The sequence below is a fragment of the Streptomyces sp. NBC_00335 genome (genome assembly GCF_036127095.1).
In the GTDB taxonomy this organism is placed as follows: domain Bacteria; phylum Actinomycetota; class Actinomycetes; order Streptomycetales; family Streptomycetaceae; genus Streptomyces.
The window spans coordinates 7,435,396-7,454,484 of record NZ_CP108006.1 but is presented as its reverse complement, the minus strand read 5'-3'; the positions used below and the strand labels follow the sequence as shown (position 1 = coordinate 7,454,484).

Annotated in this window: 15 protein-coding genes; 8 read left to right on the top strand and 7 right to left on the bottom strand. The window is 72.7% G+C overall.

Annotation, left to right across the window (positions count from 1 at the left end; genetic code table 11):
* Window positions 1-117 precede the first annotated feature (117 nt).
* Both OHA37_RS33800 and OHA37_RS33795 read left to right on the top strand, forming a co-directional pair.
* Window positions 118-2,196: a calcium-binding protein gene (locus OHA37_RS33800; RefSeq protein ID WP_266910995.1), complete on the top strand. Its 2,079-nt coding sequence runs from the start codon at window positions 118-120 to the stop codon at window positions 2,194-2,196.
* Window positions 2,197-2,375: 179 nt separating this feature from the next.
* The gene (locus OHA37_RS33795) at window positions 2,376-3,008 is read left to right on the top strand and encodes a TIGR03086 family metal-binding protein (RefSeq protein ID WP_266910993.1); all 633 of its coding nucleotides are present in this window, start codon (window positions 2,376-2,378) and stop codon (window positions 3,006-3,008) included.
* A gap of 23 nt (window positions 3,009-3,031) precedes the next feature.
* On the opposite strand, the gene OHA37_RS33790 is transcribed toward OHA37_RS33795, so the two are convergent.
* Entirely contained in the window at window positions 3,032-4,069 is a 1,038-nt protein-coding gene (locus tag OHA37_RS33790; RefSeq protein WP_266910991.1) for a PP2C family protein-serine/threonine phosphatase, read from the bottom strand.
* Between the two features lie 284 nt (window positions 4,070-4,353).
* Here OHA37_RS33790 and OHA37_RS33785 point away from each other — a divergent pair, with 284 nt between their 5' ends.
* On the top strand, window positions 4,354-5,322 hold the full coding sequence (locus tag OHA37_RS33785; RefSeq protein WP_443046254.1) for a COX15/CtaA family protein: 969 nt from the start codon (window positions 4,354-4,356) through the stop codon (window positions 5,320-5,322).
* 90 nt (window positions 5,323-5,412) lie between these two features.
* Here the strand turns inward: OHA37_RS33785 and OHA37_RS33780 are convergent, their stop codons facing one another.
* Both OHA37_RS33780 and OHA37_RS33775 read right to left on the bottom strand, forming a co-directional pair.
* On the bottom strand, window positions 5,413-6,675 hold the full coding sequence (locus tag OHA37_RS33780) for an acyltransferase family protein (protein WP_266910987.1): 1,263 nt from the start codon (window positions 6,673-6,675) through the stop codon (window positions 5,413-5,415).
* Window positions 6,676-6,677: 2 nt separating this feature from the next.
* Window positions 6,678-8,753 carry a bifunctional polysaccharide deacetylase/glycosyltransferase family 2 protein gene (locus tag OHA37_RS33775; RefSeq protein ID WP_266913325.1) on the bottom strand — a complete coding sequence of 692 codons (2,076 nt, stop codon included), beginning with the start codon at window positions 8,751-8,753 and terminating at the stop codon, window positions 6,678-6,680.
* Between the two features lie 74 nt (window positions 8,754-8,827).
* Here OHA37_RS33775 and OHA37_RS33770 point away from each other — a divergent pair, with 74 nt between their 5' ends.
* Both OHA37_RS33770 and OHA37_RS33765 read left to right on the top strand, forming a co-directional pair.
* Window positions 8,828-9,484 (top strand): hypothetical protein, encoded by a 657-nt coding sequence (locus tag OHA37_RS33770; RefSeq protein ID WP_266910985.1) that lies wholly within the window; start codon window positions 8,828-8,830, stop codon window positions 9,482-9,484.
* Between the two features lie 346 nt (window positions 9,485-9,830).
* Window positions 9,831-10,775, top strand: coding sequence for a glycoside hydrolase family 16 protein (locus tag OHA37_RS33765; protein WP_266910983.1), 945 nt, complete (start codon window positions 9,831-9,833; stop codon window positions 10,773-10,775).
* A gap of 68 nt (window positions 10,776-10,843) precedes the next feature.
* Here OHA37_RS33765 and OHA37_RS33760 read toward each other — a convergent pair whose 3' ends face one another.
* Together OHA37_RS33760 and OHA37_RS33755 are read right to left on the bottom strand one after the other, a co-directional pair.
* Window positions 10,844-13,192, bottom strand: a complete 2,349-nt coding sequence (locus OHA37_RS33760; RefSeq protein ID WP_443046253.1) for an ABC transporter permease — start codon at window positions 13,190-13,192, stop codon at window positions 10,844-10,846.
* An 80-nt stretch (window positions 13,193-13,272) separates the two neighbouring features.
* Window positions 13,273-13,965, bottom strand: coding sequence for an ABC transporter ATP-binding protein (locus OHA37_RS33755; protein WP_266910979.1), 693 nt, complete (start codon window positions 13,963-13,965; stop codon window positions 13,273-13,275).
* 228 nt (window positions 13,966-14,193) lie between these two features.
* Between OHA37_RS33755 and OHA37_RS33750 the strand changes: the two genes are divergently transcribed.
* On the top strand, window positions 14,194-15,486 hold the full coding sequence (locus tag OHA37_RS33750) for a sensor histidine kinase (protein WP_266910977.1): 1,293 nt from the start codon (window positions 14,194-14,196) through the stop codon (window positions 15,484-15,486).
* Entirely contained in the window at window positions 15,483-16,169 is a 687-nt protein-coding gene (locus OHA37_RS33745; RefSeq protein WP_266910975.1) for a response regulator, read from the top strand. Before OHA37_RS33750 ends, OHA37_RS33745 begins: the two co-directional genes overlap by 4 nt.
* 59 nt (window positions 16,170-16,228) lie before the next feature.
* On the opposite strand, the gene OHA37_RS33740 is transcribed toward OHA37_RS33745, so the two are convergent.
* On the bottom strand, window positions 16,229-16,957 hold the full coding sequence (locus OHA37_RS33740) for a hypothetical protein (protein WP_266910973.1): 729 nt from the start codon (window positions 16,955-16,957) through the stop codon (window positions 16,229-16,231).
* 110 nt (window positions 16,958-17,067) lie between these two features.
* Complete coding sequence (locus OHA37_RS33735; protein ID WP_266910971.1) at window positions 17,068-17,538, bottom strand: hypothetical protein; 471 nt, start codon at window positions 17,536-17,538, stop codon at window positions 17,068-17,070.
* A 218-nt stretch (window positions 17,539-17,756) separates the two neighbouring features.
* Between OHA37_RS33735 and OHA37_RS33730 the strand changes: the two genes are divergently transcribed.
* Window positions 17,757-19,046, top strand: coding sequence for a DUF2254 family protein (locus tag OHA37_RS33730; protein ID WP_266910969.1), 1,290 nt, complete (start codon window positions 17,757-17,759; stop codon window positions 19,044-19,046).
* Window positions 19,047-19,089: the final 43 nt, after the last annotated feature.

Below are 19,089 nucleotides of genomic sequence, written 5' to 3'. Positions count from 1 at the left end.
AGTGGATCCCCTCCCTCAGGCGGCTTAGCCCGGCCCCCGCCTCGGCCGTCGGGCGCGCGTCCGGCACGAAGCTGCTGCCTGCTCACTGCCCGGCGCGACTCGGAGGTCCGTACGCCCATGACCCACGCACACCCCATGCCACCCGAGGGGCGCCGCCGCCCCGCCCGCGCCGGTGGAAGGGCGGCCACGGTGGCGGCAGCCGCCCTGACGCTGCTCCTCGCACTACCCGGTACGGCGCTGGCGGCCCCTGGGGACCTGGACCCCTCCTTCGCCGACTCCGGCAGGGTCCAGACGTACTTCCCCGACGACGGCGGCCCGTGGGACTACGCCGAGGGTCTGGACGTCGCCCGGCAGGGCGACGGCAAGCTGGTCGTGGCCGGCCGCGTCACGGGGCCGGGCGTCCCGTTCGACATGGCGCTGATCCGGTACAACGCCAACGGCAGCGTCGATACCGGCTTCGGTGGCGGTGACGGCCGGGTGACCAGCGATTTCGGGGGTGACGACCAGGCCGAGGCGGTGGCGGTACAGCCCTCCGACGGGAAGATCGTGGTCGCCGGCCGGACGGAGGTCGCGGACGAGGGCGGCGGCTGCTGCTTCTTCTCCCTCGCCCGCTACAACACCGACGGCTCCCCCGACCAGAACTTCGGCACCGCCGGCCTCGTGCGCGTCGAATCGTTCGGGAATGCCTCGGGGGCCGCCGACCTGGTCGTCCAGCCGGACGGAAAGATCCTCGCGGTGGGCCTCAGCGGCGGGGCGGGCTTCGCGCTCGCCCGCCTGAACGCGGACGGCAGTCCCGACCCTTCCTTCGGCGGGGACGGCACGGTGGTGGCGGGCTTCGCTCCTGCCTTCCCCGGTGACGCGGGCGGCCAGGCCACCGGCTTGGCGCTCCAGCCGGACGGCAGGTTCGTCGCGGTGGGCTCCGTGGGCAGCACGGCCTTCGACTTCGGAGTGGCCCGCTACCTGTCCAACGGCAGCCTCGACACCTCCTTCAGCGGCGACGGCATGGCCACCGCCGACTTCGGCGGTACGGACTTCGGCCGGGCCGTGGCGGTCCGGTCCGACGGTGCGGTCGTCGCCGCCGGGACGACCAACACCGGCTTCGCACTGGCCCGGTTCACCGCGGACGGCAGTCCCGACCCCGCCTTCGGCACCGGCGGCCGGGTCACCACCGTCTGGCCCCTCAGCACGGCGGTGGCGTACGACATGACGCTCCAGCAGGACGGGAAGATCCTCGTCGGCGGCACGGCCGACGACCCGGACAGCCAGGAGGCCTCCGACTTCGCCCTCGCCCGCTACCTGCCGAACGGCACCCTGGACACCGGCTTCGGCGGCGGTGACGGCCGGGTGTACACCGGCATGCTGGGCGGGGAGGAGATCCGGGGGCTGCTCGTACAGCCCGACGGGAAGATCGTGGCCGCGGGCCTGGCCGGGCTGGGCGCCTTCGGCATCGCCCGCTACGAAGGCGGCGGCAGCACCCCGCCCCCGCCGGCCGCCGACCTGTCGGTGACGAAGACCGGCACGACGACCGTGAGCATCGGTGACCAGGCCTCGTACACGGTCCGGGTCACCAACGCCTCGACGTCCACCGCGACCGCGACGGGCGTGACGCTCACCGACACCCTCTCGGGAGCCGGCGGCACTCTCCTGTCGGCCGTCCCCTCCCAGGGCACCTGCACGACCACGGCGACCAGCGCGAACTGCGTCCTCGGCAGCCTCGCACCGGGCGCGAGCGCCACGGTCACGGTGACGGCCGAACCGCGTGCCACCGGCACCCTGACGAACACCGCCTCCGCCACCGCCACGCCCCAGGACCCGAACCCGGCCAACAACAGCGCCGGCGCCTCGACCTCGGTGAACAACTCCCGCGGCTGCACGATCATCGGCACCAGCGGTACGGACACCCTGAACGGCGGCTACTTCAACGACATCATCTGCGCCCTCAGCGGCAACGACACCGTCCGCGCGAGCTACGGCAACGACACCGTCCACGGCGGGCCCGGCAACGACAACATCGACGGGGGCTTCGGCGACGACACGCTGAGTGGAGGCCCGGGCAACGACACCCTCACGGGCTACTACGGCAACGACCGCCTGACCACCACCGACGGCGTCGGCGCCAACGACACCGCCGACGGCGGCATGGGCTCCGACACCTGCACCACCGACCCGGGCGACACCCGCATCAGCTGCCCCTGAGCGTGTCGCTGCGCACCTAGGGCCCCTGGGCGCCCCCCGGCTCACATGATGCTCGGGAGGGGTTCGTTCCCCTCCCGAGCCGAGTCGTCCCTCCGGGGGAGATTTCCGCTCGCGTCGCGATGAGTTCGGGCACCGCCGCCGGTCTACCCTCCAGACCCATGGCCCCGAAGGAGCGGCAGATGACCGGTAGGACACTTCTCGACCTCGGACCGCAAGCCCGGATCGTGGCCCGTCTCGCGGCGGGCGTCCCGGACGCCCGGCTCACCGACCCGACGCCCTGCCCCGAGTACGCGGTCGGCAACCTGCTGGGCCACCTCGCCGGCCTCGCCACCGCCTTCCGTGACGCCGCCCGCAAGGACCTGGGCTCCACCACGGACACGGCCCCCGACACGGCCGTGCCCTCCCTCCCCGCCGGCTGGCGCGAGGAACTGCCCCGGGTCCTCGGCGAACTGGCCGAGGCCTGGCGGGATCCGGCCGCCTGGACCGGCATGACCCGCGCGGGCGGCGTGGACCTGCCGGCCGAGATCGCGGGTGTGGTGGCCGTCGACGAACTGGTGATCCACGGCTGGGACCTGGCCCGGGCCACCGGCCAGGAGTACGCACCCGATCGGGCCGCGCTGGACACCTCGTACGCGTTCCTCCTGGAATCGGCGGGGGAAGAGGGCGACGGCGGGGACATCTTCGGCCCCGTGGTCCCCGTACCGGACGACGCACCGCTGCTGGACCGGGCGGTCGGGCTGAGCGGACGCGATCCGGGCTGGACGGGCGGTACGGGCGGTACGGGTCAAGGCGCGGGGCAGCCTGCCGGCTGACCGCCCCGGGGCAGCGCCTGCCCTCAGGGCGCGCACAGGCGTACGGCGAGGGCGGCGATGTCGTCGTCGAGGCGCCCTCTGCTGTAGCGGAGCAGATCACGGTGCAGAGCCGTGAGCAGATCGCGGGGCGGGGCCGCCGGCTGCCGGCGCATCCAGGTCGTCAGCGGGAAGAACTCGCCGTCGCGGGCGCGGGCTTCGGCGATCCCGTCGGTGTACAGGAGCAGTACGTCGCCGAGGGCGAAGTCGAAGGTGTCGACGCTGTACCGATCGCCGATCAGCTCCGCGAGGCTGAGGAGCGGGGACGGGTCGCCCGGGTCCAGGACACGGAGTTTCCCTCGGTTCAGGATCAGCGGCGGTGGGTGCCCGCAGTTGAGGATGTCGATGCGTCCGCCCTCGTGCGGGATCTCGACGAGGAGCGCGGTGGCGAAGCGCTCCATCGGCCCCTCGGGGGGAAAGGCGGCGTTGTACCGCGTGCTGCTGGCGTCCAGCCTGCGTGCGACGCTCATCAGGGAGCGCTCTCCGAAGGCCGCCTCCCGGAAGGCGTTGACGATCGCCGCGGCCGCCCCCACCGCCGGAAGGCCCTTGCCCCGCACGTCACCGATGAGGAGCCGGACCCCGTAGGGCGTGTCGACGCCTTCGTAGAAGTCCCCGCCGATACGGGCCTCCGCCGCGGCCGCCAGATACAGCGACTCGATCTCGATGCCGCCGATGCGGTGCGGCATGGGGCTCAGCACCACCTGCTGCGCCGCGTCGGCGACGAGCCGCACCTGGAGGAGCGTGCGCTCCCGCTGGAGCCGGACGTGGCTTCCGTACGCGGCGGCCACGGTCACCGCGATGATCCCGGAGGCCGTCCACCACGTCCCCAGGTCGGGGAAGACGAGGCTGAGGCCGATCATCAGGAGGAGGCAGACCGTCCCGAGCAGGACGGTGGGGAGCACCGGCCACATGGCGGCGGCGAGGGCCGGCGCAGCGGGCAGGAGACGGCTGAAGGCCATTTCCGGCGGGGTCGTGTAAGCGAAGCTGGCGATGACGACGGTCAGGATGACCGGTGACAGCCGCACAAGCCATCCCTGGCCGGGGCGCCTGAGGAGCCGGGGCCGTCCAGACTCGATCACGTTTCCCAGAATATAGGTGAAATCAGGATAAAGCGCTCCGACGGGCAGCGGCAGGGCAGGAAGCACGCCCCTCCGGACCGGGCGGACCCGCGGCGTACCCTGAGGTCCCGCACCGCGCCGCGTCCCGGCGACTTCGAGGAAGGCTGATCGTGCGCACTCCCTTCTCATGGCTTGCCGGCAGGTACTCGCTCGGAGCGAGAAGCGTCAGAGTCGCCGCACTGGGTTCGGTCGTGGCGAGCATCGCGATCATCGTGACCGGCGGGATCGTCCGCGTCACCGGCTCCGGTCTCGGCTGCACGGACTGGCCCATGTGTACGGGAGAGACGCTGGCCCCCACCGCGGAGATGGGGGTGCACGGCGCCATCGAATTCGGGAACCGGCTCCTGACCGGGGCGCTGTGCGCGGTGGTGGGCTGGGTCATCATCACCGCACGGCTCCAGGAGAAGCCGATGCCCGCGGTGCTGCGCGGAGGCTGGGCGCAGTTCTGGATCGTCGTGCTCAACGCGGTCGTCGGTGGAGTGACCGTATGGATGCGGCTGAGCCCGTACATCGTTGCCGCACACTTCCTCGCCGCCACGCTGCTGCTCACCGCCGCGGTGTACACCTGGCATGCGGCGTACGCCGATGCCGATGCCGATGCCGATGCCGCCGGCGGTGCCGGGCTCGGCGCGCGGGGCGGCGATGACCAGGGTCCGACCGGCGTGCCGGTCCCCCTCGCGCCGCGTTCCGCCGCGCGGATCCGGTCGCTGTCGGCGGCCTTGGTCGCGGTGACGGCCCTGCTGGTCGTGGTGGGCACGCTCGCCACCGGCTCCGGTCCGCACGCGGGCGACTCTTCCGACGTGGCGCGGATGCCCTTCGACTGGACGGCCGTGACCATCGTCCACGGCATGCTGGCCGGGGCGGTCCTGGTCCTGGCCGTAGCCCTGCTCCGCGCACTGCCCGAGGACGGCTTCGGCGCCGCGCGCCGCAAGACGGCCGTCTTCCTGGCCGTACTCCTGGGCCAGGGGCTCGTGGGACTGGTCCAGTCGGTGACGGCCCTGCCCTCGCTCCTCGTGATGCTCCACCTGCTGGGCGCGGCGCTCGTTTGGACCGGAGTTCTCCAGGTGCACTTCACGGTCAAGAGGGCCGGTTCCGGCCGTTCGGGTCCGCTGGTCGGCACACCGCTGCCGCGTGCGCGGGGCGCAGCGGCCCACGCCTGATCAGCAGGGTCCCGTTCCCTGTCCCGGGAACGGCCGAGGGGCCGCTTCGGATCGCTCCGGAGCGGCCCCTGGATGCCGGTGCGGCCCCCGTCACTCGGTGGAGCGGCGCCTGCCCCGTTGGCGGCGCGGGTACGGCAGGAGCCGTGGTGAGCGTTTGGCGGCCACGTCCTCGACCCAGCCGAAGGTCAGGACCAGGAGGCCGACCAGCGGGATCGCCACCAGCAGGGTGAACCACTGGCTGGCCAGCAGCCACTGGAGGTTGTCGTAGAAGAAGGGGACGCTCCAGAGGGGGTCGATCAGCGGGATCGCGGCCACCAGTGCCACCTGGTGCCACAGGTAGACGCTGACCGCGCGCGAGTTGAGCAGGCTGACCAGGCCGTTCCAGCGTTCCAGCAGCCTGGGCCACTGGTCCCAGGAAGGGCTGACGTGGAGCAGGATGGCGACGAAGCCCAGGGACCACAGGGCCTGCGCGATCGGCCAGGCCTCGATGTCGGTGTGCACGGTCGGGTCGACCGGGCGGGTCTGCAGGTACCAGAGGGCGGCCACCATGACCAGCGGGGCGATGGACGGCAGGACGTACTGCGGGATCCTCTTGAGCAGCCCTTCCTGGTGGGCCATGCCGAGGATCCAGCAGGAGCCGAACATGGTGAAGTCGTTGGCGGTCTCCCAGACCCGGCCGTAGATGAACTCCTGGTCGGCGAAGAAGGAGTTCATGACGATGAGCAGCGCCAGGGGGCTGAACAGCGTCACCCACGGAAGCCGTCGCAGCGCCCAGAGCATCAGCGGTGAGAGCAGCACGTACCAGAGGTAGGCCCGCAGGTACCAGAGCGGGACGGTGATCTGCAGGGCCCAGCCGCCTTCCACCAGGCCGAAACCGGGCAGGGCGTCCGCGTACGGCGGAGTGCTCAGCGGGAGGATCCAGAACGCCAGCTTGGTCCACCACCAGGTGGGGTGGCCGTCGGAGTCGGGGCCCCAGCCGTCGATGATCTGGAGGGTGATCAGGACGGCGCCGAACAGCCACATCGGCGGCAGCAGGCGGCGCAGTCGGCCGCGGATCACTCCGAGCGCGGGACGGCTGAGCGAGCGGGCCATCAGGGAGCCGGCCAGCGCGAACATCACGCCCATCGACGGAAAGACGAGGGGCAGCCAGAACCATCCGAAGTTGTGGTAGATCATCACGCGGACCAGGGCCAGCGCGCGCAGCAGGTCGAGGTAGCGGTCGCGGCCGCCCTTGCGCGGGGACGGCGCCTGCGGCTCCGGCTCCGGATCGGGCTCCTGCCGCTGGCGCAGGACGGCGGGGATCCTCAGCTGGACGGTGTCCTGATGACGCCCGAGGTCTGTGTATGCGGTCATGATCAGGCCTCCACCGGTACTGCGACCTCGCCGGTGCGCCGGAGCTTCTGCCAGCGCAGCCGGCCGCCGGTCATCGCCGTGATCGCGGACTGCAGCAGGACGATGTACATCAGCTGCCGGTAGACCAGTTGCTGGATCGGCAGGCTGATCAGGTACCAGGGCTTCTCGTGGTCGAGGTGGAAGGCGTACCAGGACAGCACGGCCTGGAGCAGGATGAAGCCGCCCCAGCTGGTGAGGGTGATCCCGGCGTCCCCGAAGAGCACGCCGTACAGCAGGAACAGGTCGACCAGCGGCGCCAGCAGCGGGGCGATCACGCCGAACAGCACGACGAGCGGCAGTCCGACCCGGCCGAAGCGCCCGGCCGGCCCGCGGGAGGTCACCGCGCCGCGGTGCTTCCACATCGCCTGCATGCTGCCGTAGCTCCAGCGGTACCGCTGGGACCAGAGCTGCTGGAGGCTGGCGGGAGCCTCGGTCCAGGCGCGGGCGTTCTCGGCGTAGACGATCCGCCAGCCGTCGCAGAGGACCGCGATGGTGATGTCGGTGTCCTCGGCGAGGGTGTCGTCGCTCATCCCGCCGACCCGTCGCAGCGCCTCCTTGCGGAAGGAGCCGACCGCGCCGGGGATGGTCTGGATGACGTTCAGCATGTCGTACATCCGGCGGTCCAGGTTGTGGCCGAGGACGTACTCGATGTGCTGCCAGGCGCCGATCAGGCTGTCGCGGTTGCCGACCTTGGCATTGCCCGCGACGGCGCCGATCTCCGGGTCGCCGAAGGGCTGGACCAGCTCGCGCACGGTGGACGGCTCGAAGACGGTGTCGCCGTCCATCATCACGATGATGTCGTACGAGGCGGCCGCGATACCGGTGTTGAGCGCGCTGGACTTGCCGCCGTTGACCTTGCGGATCAGCCGGACGAACGGGAGGCCCATCGCTTCGACGATGTCGGCGGTGCCGTCCGAGGAGCCGTCATCGATGACGATCACCTCGATCGGATGGTCGCTGACGGCAAGGGAGTTGAGGGTGTTGGCTATGCACTCGCGCTCGTTGTAGGCCGGGACCAGCACGGTGACCGGCCCGGTGACGGGCGGTCCCCAGGCGTCCCGCTTCTTGGCGCGGCGGGCGTGGAGCGGTGCGAGCACGAGCATCAGCCCGAACCGGCCGAAGTTGAGGAAGCCGACGAGGGCCAGCAGCCCGACCAGCACCGGCAGGGTCTGCACGGCGAACTGGGTGGCCCAGATGTAGCCCTTGCCCGCCCACAGTTGGTATCCGGTCACCGGCACGGTGGCGCTGGAGGCGCCGAGTGCGTCGGAGATGGTGGTGAAGCGGTAGCCCTGGGCCTGCAGCTTGTCGATGATCTGCTCGAGCGCGGCGATGGTCTGGGTACGGTCGCCACCCGCGTCGTGCAGCAGGATCAGCGCGCCCGCACCGGGCTTGGCCGGCATGGCCGCCTTGACGATCTCCTCGACTCCGGGCCGCTTCCAGTCGTCGGTGTCCCGGTCGATGAACGCGGTGAGGTAGCCGCGCGCACCCACGTACTTGATCACCGGATAGTTCCAGTCGTCCATCGCCGTGGCGTCGGAGGAGTACGGCGGGCGGAACAGCGCGCTGTGGACGCCCGCGACGCCGGCCAGCGCGAGCTGTGTCTGCGCCAGCTCCCAGCTGATCCGGGTCTTGGACTGGTACACCAGGTCGGGGTGGGTGAAGGTGTGGACGCCGAGTTCGTGGCCGCCCGCGACGATCTGCCGGATCAGCTCCGGGTTGCGCGTGGTCATGGCGCCGGTCACGAAGAAGTCCGCACGGACGTCACGGGCCGCGAGCACGTCCAGGATCTTCGGAGTCCACTGCGGCGAGGGACCGTCGTCGAAGCTCAGGACCGCGGTGCGGTCGGGGATGTGATAGCTCACGGGCTTCGCGTTCTTGCTGCCGCGCGCGTCGATGACCGGACCGCCCTTGAGCAGGTCGTTCGGCACGGTGGTCTTGTCGACCGAGATCGCGATCCGATCGTCGTGGAACGCCTCGTTGGTGGCGAGGCCGCGCAGGACGAGAAGCGCGAGCAGGCAGGCCAACAGCGACAGCGGCATGACGAAGCGCAGCGGCGGCGCGGCCAGTCGGCGCGGCCTCAGCAGGGACTGCCGGCGGCGCTGATGGCGGGACAATGACGCTCCTGGAGATGGGTGGTGCGGACGATCAGGGGTTCTCGGACGGCCGGTCCGAAGAGCCTGCCCCGGGCGGGGCGGTGGCCGTGGGGTTCGGTGTGATCGCCACCGGACGGGGAGTGGCGGCCGGGGGTTTCGGCTTGGTGGCCGGGGGCTTCGAGGTGGCGGCCGAGGGCTCCGACGAAGCGGCCGACGGCTTCGGTTTGGTGACCGGAGTCTTCGACGGAGTGGGCGAGGGCTTCGTCCGGGGTGAGGCGGACCGCGTGGCCGTCCCGGGTGAAGATGACCCGGACGGCGCCGACGGCGCGGATCGCGCGGTCGACAGGGTGGGCGACGGCGCGGTCCCGGATGAGCCCGGCGAGGCGGGCGACCGCGAGGGTTGCACGGGTATGCCCATCGCCGGGGCTTCCGCCTGCATGCCGATCAGGCTGCTGCCCATGGCGATCGCCAGGATCGCGCCGACCACGGAGACCGGCCAGCCGAGGCCCCGGAGCAGACGGCCGCGCAGACCCGACTGGTCGACGAAAACCGGTGCGGGTGCGGGCTCGTCAAAGCCCGGCTCTGACATTTCAGGCTGTGCCTGCCGTGCCGACCCGCGTTCAATGGAAGGTATGACTGAGCGCACCTTGCGAGGCCTTTCAGGGCAGGGTACGTAGACCGCGGGATGGCAGGGCGAACGCTAGTGCACCGGGCGGAATCGACTTGGGCTCGATGTCTGCTTTTGGAGCGTTCTGACCAGGCTCCGTAATCGGATTGAAATGCCAATTGGCAGTACCAGTCAGTAGATTCCCACGCACGGTCCCCGATAGCCGACCGGAGCATGATCGGCCGCACCAAATTCGTCTAGACCATTTCACCGAGGCCCCATTGCCGGGACCCGGTGGCCGGGGTTCCGCGGGTCGCCGCGAACCTTAAGATGACCCCCTCATGTGATCAGTCATTGATCCTCATGCACAGGGCGTGTCCAGGTACCGCCTCTACGCCCACCCCCAAGGAGCCCGTGTGAGTCAGCCCCGCCGCACCTCTCGACACCGCGCGTGGACCGCGCTCACACTGCCCGCCCTCCTGTGCGTACTGGCGGCGTGTTCGGGCAGTCCCACCAGTGACGCCGCCGCGTCGCGCACCCCCAGCGCCTCGCCGACCCCGTCCGGACCGCCCGGAACCCTGTTCGACGACTTCCGGTACAGCGGTCCCGAAGACCCCTCGCTCGCCGCCAACGGCTGGGAGGTCCGTGCAGGTGGGGGCGGCCCGGGGATCAAGGACACCTGGTCCGGCGGCGGCGCCGGCTTCCCCACCGACCCGACCGCTCAGGGCGGCCGGGTACTGCAGCTCCAGTCCTCCACCGACGGCACCAAGCAGGGCACCAAGCAGGCCGAGGTGCAGACCACCGGCACCCCGCTCTTCACCGGCACCTTCGCCGCCCGGGTCTACCTGAGCGACAAGCCCGTCAGCGGCCGCAACGGCGATCACGTCGTCGAGACCTTCTTCCCGATCTCCGCCTCGGACTCCTCGCCGAACTACAGCGAGCTCGATTACGAGTACCTGCCGAACGGCGGCTGGGGTTCGGTGGGTCCGCAACTCGACACCACGAGTTGGTTCAAGGCCGATCCGCCGGACCGGGTCACCCGCGCGCTCAAGAAGCAGCGCCTTGAGGGCTGGCACATCATGATGATCACTTTCATGGACGGGAAAGCCACCTATTCGCTGGACGGCAAGGATCTGTTCACCAGCTCCGGCAAATACGTCCCGCGCGAGAAGATGGACATGCATTTCAGCAACTGGTTCATCGACCTTCCCTTCACCGGCGGTTCACGGACGTGGAACATGAAGGTCAACTGGTTCTATTACAAGGCCGATGAGGCCGTTTCCCACGCCGATGTCAAGAACACCGTGGACGGTTTCTACAGCGCCGGCACCCACCACATCAACACCGTGCCGAAGTCCTGACCCCCGGCCCGGAGTGAGCCGGGCCGGCCGGGCCGCCCCCGGCCGGCCCGGCTCACTCCGCCCGCACCTCACTCCGCCCGCAGCGCCCGCGCCGTCCGCGTCCGCGCCGCCCACGCGGCCGGCAGCAGCGCTCCCGCCACCGCGATCAGCGCCCCGGCCGGCGCCAACGCCCCCAGCAGCAGGGGGCCGTAGACGTCCACGTCCGCCGGCGGGATCGTGGTGCCGACGGCCCGACCCATCTCCGGCATCACCCAGCCGTGCAGGGCCACCCCGAGCGGAACGCCAACCGCCCCTGCGGCGAGGCCGATCGCGCCCACCGAGGTGAGGACCTGCACGACCGTCTGCCGGGGCGTCATCCCCAGCGCCTTGAACACCCCGAGGTCGCGCACCCGGTCCCGGGTGTCCAGCACCACGGTGTTGAGCACCCCCAGGCAGGCCACGGCCACCAGCATCAGCGTGAGCATCCCGATCAGGGCCTGCATCGCGCGGATCACGCTCGACTTGCCCGGCCCGGCGGCCTCGGCTTCCGCGCCGAGCGGCTTCAGCGCGGCGTTCAGGGACTCGACGTAGCGCCCGGTGTCCGTCCCGGAGGTCAGCCGGACGGTGAAGTCGCTCGGCAGGTACCGGCTCCCCAGCCCCGCGACCGAGTCCATGCCCGTGCGCAGGGCCATCCCCTGGTCGCCGAGGTCGAAAACCTCCCCGACGATCCGCAGCCGGACGGTGCGGCCCTGCTCCGACAGGACCACGGTGCCGCCCAGTTCAATGCCCGTGGCCCGGAGGAAGCGGGTCGCGGCGACCGCCTCGCCCGGGCCGCCGAACCAGCGGCCGGACACCATCGTGTGGTCGGCGCCGGGGGCGTCGCCCTCGTACGCCACCAGGGGCGCGCCGCCCTTCAGCCCCGCCACCGACACCTGTGTCCTGGCGGTCCGGTACGAGGACGCGGTCCCGGGCCGGGCTCCGATCACGGCGGAGATCGCCGCGGGGTCGGCGGGCGTCCGGGGCGTGCTCGCCGGGCCCTCACCGGGCCGGGCCAGCGAACGGACCGTCACCTCGCCGCCCCGGTCCGGGTCCCCGTCCTGCTGGATCGCGACGAGCGTGCTGCCCAGCCCCACCGCGAAGGTCACCGCGAGCGCGCCGAACGCGACGGCCGCCGCCATCGTCGCCGAGCGTGCCGGGCGGGCGAACGGGCTCGCCAGCCCGAGGCCGACCGCACGCGGCAGCGGCAGCCGGCCGAGCAGGTACCGCACCCGGCGCCCCCGCCCGCCCCCGGCGCCCCGGCCCATCGCGAGCACCTGCGCGGTGCGCAGCCGGGCCGCCCGCAGCGCGGGCACCGAAGCCGTGAGCGCCACCAGGGCCAGGGCGCCGGCGGGCACCGCGAGGTTCACCCAGAGCGGGATGAGCGCGGCCCCGGTCCCGTACGACTGCGCCACCTCCGCCATCAGGGGGACGGCAAGGAGGTTGCCCAGCAGCACGCCCGGCACGGCTCCGGCGGCGGCGGGGATCAGCGCCTGGGCCACGTACGCCCGGCCCACTTGGAGCGGGGTGAAGCCGAGCGACTTCAGGATGCCGATGCGCCGGGTCGCGGCGCCGACCGCGCCGCTCACCACGATGCCGATCACCAGCACCGACATGCAAAGGCCCAGCGCCGCGAACGCGGTCACGAAGGGGACGTAGGCCGCCGTGTTCTCCTGGGCCGACTGCCGCACGTCGAGGTAGGACTGGGATCCGGTGACGGCCCCCGGCGCCAGCGCCCCGGCGATCGCGTCGCGGGCACGCCCGACGGCGGCGGCGGTGCCGGCGTCGGTGAGCCGATACAGCATCTGGCGGCCCGCCCGACCCCCGTCGAGGCCGCCCAGTTGCGCGGGCACAACCCATGCGTCGGCGCTCTCGCCCACCGACTCGGCGACGCCGACCACCGTGAGCACCGTACCGCCGGAGCCGCCGGAGTCCCCCGTCCCTCCCGTCTCCAGGCGCGTCCCGGGCCGCACTCCGGGCTGCCGCGAGCCGGCCTCCAGCACGATCTCGCCGGGCGCGGTGGCCCACCGGCCCTCCACCAGCGCGACGCGGTCCACCCCGCCCCCGGCGGACGCCCGTCCCGCCACGGTCAGGGGCGGCGGCTGGAAGCCGGGCGGCCTGTCGCCCGTCGGTCTCAAGCGTACGGAGGTGACGGCGAACGGCCCCTCCGCATCTGCGACCCCGGGTATCCGGGCGGTGTCCGCCACCTGCCCGGCGGTCACCGCGGAACCCTCGAACTGCACGGTGAGGTGCGCCCCTTGCTGCCGGTCGAAGGCCCGGTCGAAGGGTGCCCGGGAGGCGACCAGCAATCCGAGGGCGAGGACCGACGCGGCGACCGAGATGAGCGCCGTGAGGACCATCACCGCCGTCTGCGCGCGGCGCCGCCCCACCCCGGCGCGCACCACCCGTCCCAGTGCTCCGCCGCGCCGCCGGCCGCTCCCGGGGACCGTCCGTCCACCGCGTCGCCGGTACCCCGGCCGGCTCATCGCCGTACCGCCGTGACATCGCGCGCGATGCGCCCGTCGACGAGTTCGATGGTGCGGGTCGCGCACGCTTCGGCCAGCGCCAGGTCGTGCGTGACCAGCACGATCGTCTGGCCGGCCGCGTTCAGCTCGCGCAGCAGGTCGCGTACGTCGGCGCCCGACGCGCTGTCCAGGGCGCCCGTCGGCTCGTCGGCGAGGAGCAGCGCCGGACGGTTCATCAGGGCCCGTGCGACGGCCACGCGCTGCCGCTCGCCGCCCGACAGCCGGCCGGGAAAGGCCCGGGCGTGCCGGTCGATGCCCAGGTGTGCCAGCAGTTCGGCGGCCCGGGCCGCGGACTCGGTGCGGGGCATCCCGGAGAGCTGGGCGGGCAGCAGCACGTTGTCCAGAACGGTGAGGTCGTCCAGGAGGTTGAAGAACTGGAAGACCATGCCGATCCGGGAGCGCCGGTACTTCGCGGACGCGGTCTCGGTCAGCCCGTCCACCCGCACCCCCTCGACGCTCACGCTGCCCTCGCCGGGCCGGTCCAGACCCGCGATCAGGTTGAGCAGCGTGGACTTGCCGCTGCCGGAGGGGCCGAGCACGGCGAGCGCCTCCCCCTCCCGCACCCGCAGGCTGATCCCGGCCAGCACGGGCGGGCCGGCGCCGTACGTCATGCTCACCCCGCGCACGTCGATGAGGTGGTCGTCGGTCATGGATCCTCCACGGTTCCTGCGTCCTCGGGCGGCGCCCGGATCCGCTGCCCGGTCGCCGCCCCGACGCTAGGAGCCGGGCTCCCGGCGCCGCGTCGGCACCGGTGGGGACCTTCCGTACCGTGTCCGGACGACGCCCCGCGGCGTCATCCCCGCGATGTAGTCGGGAGGCGGAGGCCACTGGTACCCGCGGCTGATCCGCGGCCGCCCGGCTCTGGGCACACTGGTCCGATGCGCACAAGAGACGCCCTCGTCCGCCGGGCCCGCGACCTGCGACCCGCCGGGGCGCCGCCGCGGCTCTCGCGCCCGTCGTGGGCGTTCGACTCGGTCATCGCCCTGGTGCTCGCGGTGTACACGGTCATCGGTGACCTCAACCGGTCGTACGTGGAGGCCCAGGCGGGGCCCGACGTCGCCGTGCCGCCCCCGGCACGGCTGCCGTCGCCGCCCGCCGTGCCGCATCCCGTACCGGTCGTGGAGCACACCCTGCCTCCCGTGGAGCCCTGGGAACTCCTGGCCGCCGTACTGACGGCCCTGCCGCTGCTGATGCGCCGCCGGTACCCGCTGGCCGCCTACTGGGCCGTGATGGGCGCGACGCTGCTGCTGCACCGGGGAGCGGCCGCCGCGGACGCCACCACGGTCACGTTCGCCTCGGGCCTGATCGCGGCGTACAGCGCTGCGGTGTACAGCCCCCACCGCAAGGCCGTTGCGGGGTCCCTGATCGCGGGAGCCGTGCTGTACGCGGTCTTCCCCCTGGTCCCCGACGTGGACAAGGGGTTGGTCCCCGTACTGGTCCTGCTCCCGGTCGGCCTCGCCGCGCACGGCATCCACACCTGGAGGCAGCGGGCCCGGGCCCTTGAGGCGGAGCAGCGTGCGGCGCTGCGGCGCGCCGTGGACCAGGAGCGGTCGCGGATCGCCCGGGAGCTGCACGACGTGGTCACCCACAACGTGAGCATGATGACCATTCAGACCGGCGCCGCGCGCAAGGTGCTGGACGCCGATCCGGACCGGGCCAGGGAGGCGCTGCTGGCGGTGGAGGCCGCGGGGCGGTCGGCGATGTCGGAACTGCGCCAGGTGATGGGCCTGCTCACCATGACCTCCGACGGCCCCGACCCGGCCGCCGACGCGGACCTCGCGCCGCAACCCGGCCTGGACCGGCTGCCGGAGCTCGCGGACCGGGTGCGCGACGGCGGCGTGCCGGTGGAACTGACGGTGCGCGGCGCCCCGGCCCGGCTCCCGGGGGGTGTGGACCTGGCCGCGTACCGGGTCGTGCAGGAGGCGCTGACGAACACGGTCAAGCACGCGGCGGGCGCCGCCGTTTCGGTCCTGGTGCAGTACGCGCCCGGGGAGCTGCGGGTGGAGGTGACCGACAGCGGCGGCCGCCCGCGGCCTCCGGGGCCGGGCGGCGGTCGGGGCCTGGCCGGCCTGCGCGAACGGCTCGCGCTCTACGGCGGCACCCTGGACACGGGCCCGCGGCCCGGCGGAGGATTCCGGGTCCGCGCCGTCCTCCCGGTGGAGGGTCCATGACCGGGACACCGCGTGTGGTGATCGTCGACGACCAGGCCCTGGTCCGAACCGGCTTCGGGATGATCCTCGCGGCCGACGGCATCGAGGTGGTCGGTGAGGCCGCCGACGGGGAAGAGGCGGTCGCCGTGGTCCGGCGCACCCGGCCCGACGTGGTCCTGATGGACATCCGGATGCCCGGGACCGACGGTCTGGAGGCCACGCGCCGCATCCTTCGTCCCGAGGGCCCGGCGCCCCGGATCGTCATCCTCACGACCTATGACCTCGACCGGTACGTCTACGCCGCCCTCAGCGCAGGGGCCAGCGGCTTCCTGCTGAAGGACGTCACCCCCGAGCACCTGGCGGCCGCGGTCCGGCTGGTGCGCTCCGGCGACGCCCTGTTGGCCCCGGCCATCACCCGCCGGCTGGTGGAGCGCTTCGCCGGCGCCGACGACCGTGCCGCTCCCCTCCACCGGGACCTGTCCGCGCTCACCCCGCGCGAGCTGGAGTTCCTCGAAGCCCTGGCCCGCGGCCTCAGCAACGCCGAACTGGCCGGCCGCTTCCACGTCAGCGAGGCCACGGCCAAGACGCACGTCGCCCGCATCCTCGCCAAACTCCGCCTCCGCGACCGCGCCCAGGCGGTGATCGCGGCCTACGAGACGGGCTTGGTCACCCCGGCCGCACCGGGGAGCGCCCCTCCGCCCTGACCCCGGGCGAGAGCGGTGGTCAGGAGGGAGGGGCAGGTGAGCCCGCCCCTCCCCGTGGCTCAGTGAGCGTGGCCGTCGTTGTGGGGCGGCTGCGAAGGAGCGGGCCGCGCGGTCGCCGAGGCGCCGGGGGCGGGCGCCGCCGGGCTCGCCGGGGTGGCGGCGGGGGCGTGGTCGTCCGCCGCGGGTTCTTCGCCGGTGCCGTGGCTGTGGCCGCCGCCGGGCGCGCTCTCCATCGAGGCCGCGACTTCGCGCAGGCCCAGGAAGGCGAGTGCGGCGGTGACGAGGACGGCCAGGCCGACGAGGCCGAAGATCCGCCGCGCCGGGGTGTCGGCGTCCTTGATCACGTAGGCGACGAAGGAGACGACGAGTCCGGCGGGGACGAGGACGGCGCCTCTGGCGGGGAAATCGTCGAAGTGCTGGAGGCCGCCGCTGAGCATGCCGATGCCGAAGGACAGCAGCAGCGAGGCGCCCATCACCAGCAGCAGCCGGGGCAGCCCGGGACGCTCCCTGGCGAGCACGAACTCGTTGAGGACGGTCGCGGCGAGGAAGACGAGGGCGCCGTACACGGCGATGCGGGTGTAGCGGTCGGGGTCGAGCGGGTGGTGGACCACGGCGCCGCTGATGAGGCCGGCGCCGACGAAGTAGCCGACGTAGCCGAGGTACCGGGCGGCCAGGGACCGCTTCCGGGCCAGGCCGGCGTGGTGTTTGCGCCGGGCGGCGCGTCCCGTGGCGGGAGAGTCCGGCGAGGTGTCCGCGGTCCGGGCGCCGAGGAGCTGGGGCGAAGTCACGTACGAGTTCCTTTGATGCTGCGTGCACGGCTCATCACCCCGTCACCCACCTGAGGGCGGGCCGGGGTCTGCGATGAGAGTCGGGTCAGAACGGGACGGAACGCCCGGTCCTATACCTGCTGCACCACGGAGCCGAGGACGCTTCGCAAGGGCGGAAGGCCGCACGGAACGGTCGGCGCCCACGAGCCCGGCCGCAGCGCGGCCACGGCGGGGGACGGATCGCCGAGGGGAACCAGCGCAGGCTCGGGCAGCTCCGCACCCTGCTGGGGATGACCGGAGACGCACGCTTCGGCGGGGTGATCGTGCCCACCGCCGCCACCATCGTCGTGCCCGCGGGGCGCCTCGGCGCCGTGAGGGTCGGCGCTGTCGCCGCGGTCGCCGACGCCGGCACTGCCATCAACGATGGCATCCAGGTGCGCCACGGGCACGGCGCCCCGGGCGACGTGCGCCGAGGCACTGTCGGCTCCGGCGGCGTGCGTGTAGAGGAAGGCGAACAGCAGGGCGGCCAGCCACAGCAGCCGCAGCGCACCCGCCGGACGGCGGGCCCGCTTCGCGCCGGATGCAGCTCGGGCCGTGATCATGCCAGGACCCTATCCGGCGGCCGGAATCCGCTGTATGGCGGCCCCGTTGACGCGAGGCGTACGGCCGTTGTCGGTTTCGCCGCACGCGATGACCGCGCCCAGGCACCGAGACTCCCCCCGACATAGGACGTATACGGCATTTCGCCGCCCGCTCTCGTGGCTCCCGTGGTTGCATCCTCATCGGAAGGGTGCGTTCACCAGGACCTGGAGGAGGCTGGATGTCCGGCTCGGCTGACGACCCCACGCGCCCGTGGACCCGGGACCGCCGACTCGGGCGGAGCGCCTCGCCGCGCCCTCCCTCGCGCACGGTGCGCCGGGATCTCGCCCAGCTCTTCTGCGCGGTCGGCGGGGTGGCCCTGGGGATGCTGCTCCCCACGCTCTCGCTGGGCCCCCAGGTGGATGCCGGACCCGTGGTGACGCTCCTGTTCACCCTCGGGTTCGGCGTCATCAGCCTGGTGAGCATCATCTACTCGATGCTGTTCCTGGTCATCCAGTTCTCCGCCAGCACCTTCACCCCGCGCCTCGGCCTCTTCCGGGACGACCCGATCGTGTGGCGCGCGTTCGCCTTCACCGTCGGCGTGTTCGTCTTCAGCATCACCTCGGGGCTGGCCATCGGGGCCCGCAGGACGACCGTGTCGACCCTCGTTCCCGGCACCGCCATGGTGCTCACCCTGATCGCGCTCGCCCTCATGCGGACCCTGCAGACGAGAGCCTTTCACTCGATCCAGCTCGGCCACTCCCTGAGCGCGATCGCCACGCGCGCGCACCGGCTGTTCGATGACGTGTACGTACGGCCGTACGACCCGGAAGCGGCCACGGTCGCGGCCACGGCCGCACCCACGTGCCACGCCTCGCCTCCCCCGGCGGCCGGTGCCACCGCCGTCCTCTGGTCCGGACCGGCCGTGGTGGTCCAGCAGATCGACGTACGCGCCCTGGTCGGCCTGGCCAGGGAGCACGACTGCTCCATCACCTTCCTCGTCGCCCCCGGAGCGACCGTGTCGCGGGGCATGACGCTCGCCGAGGTGACCGGCGGCGAGCTCCCCGAGGCGGCGCTGCGCGGCGCCCTGGAGACCGGGGTCGAGCGCACCTTCGACCAGGACCCCGACCTGCCCTTCAGGCTCCTCGCCGACATCGCGCTGCGCGCGCTCTCCCCGGCCGTCAACGACCCGGCCACCGCGGTGGAGAGCATGGACCGGCTCGAAGACCTGCTGACCCGCCTCGCCGGCGTGGAGCTGGGCATCGGCCACTTCGCCGACGAGGGCGGACGGTCGCGGGTCACGCTCCCGGTGCCGGACTGGGAGCGTTACGTGCGCACGGCCGTCGACGACCTGCTCTTCTCCGCCGCCGGCTCCCCGATGGCCCTGCGCAGGATGCGCGACCTGCTGAGCAGGCTGGCGGAGCGGATCCCTGAAGGTCGGCGCGGGATCGTACGGGACCGGCTGCAGTGGGTCGACCGGGCGGGGAGCGAGCGGTACCCCCTCATCTGGGCCGCCTCACCCGGCGGGTAGAGCCGCCCCCCGGCCGGCACCCGGGCGCCCCGGATGCCGGCCG

Bases quoted from the DNA above. Each gene is read 5' to 3' on its own strand.
- OHA37_RS33795 (WP_266910993.1), top strand. From the start codon at position 2,376: ATGACCGGTAGGACACTTCTCGACCTCGGACCGCAAGCCCGGATCGTG.
- OHA37_RS33755 (WP_266910979.1), bottom strand. From the start codon at position 13,965: ATGACCGACGACCACCTCATCGACGTGCGCGGGGTGAGCATGACGTAC.
- OHA37_RS33735 (WP_266910971.1), bottom strand. From the start codon at position 17,538: ATGATCACGGCCCGAGCTGCATCCGGCGCGAAGCGGGCCCGCCGTCCG.
- OHA37_RS33730 (WP_266910969.1), top strand. From the start codon at position 17,757: ATGTCCGGCTCGGCTGACGACCCCACGCGCCCGTGGACCCGGGACCGC.
- OHA37_RS33780 (WP_266910987.1), bottom strand. From the start codon at position 6,675: ATGACCGCATACACAGACCTCGGGCGTCATCAGGACACCGTCCAGCTG.
- OHA37_RS33745 (WP_266910975.1), top strand. From the start codon at position 15,483: ATGACCGGGACACCGCGTGTGGTGATCGTCGACGACCAGGCCCTGGTC.
- OHA37_RS33800 (WP_266910995.1), top strand. From the start codon at position 118: ATGACCCACGCACACCCCATGCCACCCGAGGGGCGCCGCCGCCCCGCC.
- OHA37_RS33770 (WP_266910985.1), top strand. From the start codon at position 8,828: ATGACGCTCCTGGAGATGGGTGGTGCGGACGATCAGGGGTTCTCGGAC.
- OHA37_RS33750 (WP_266910977.1), top strand. From the start codon at position 14,194: ATGCGCACAAGAGACGCCCTCGTCCGCCGGGCCCGCGACCTGCGACCC.
- OHA37_RS33775 (WP_266913325.1), bottom strand. From the start codon at position 8,753: ATGCCGCTGTCGCTGTTGGCCTGCCTGCTCGCGCTTCTCGTCCTGCGC.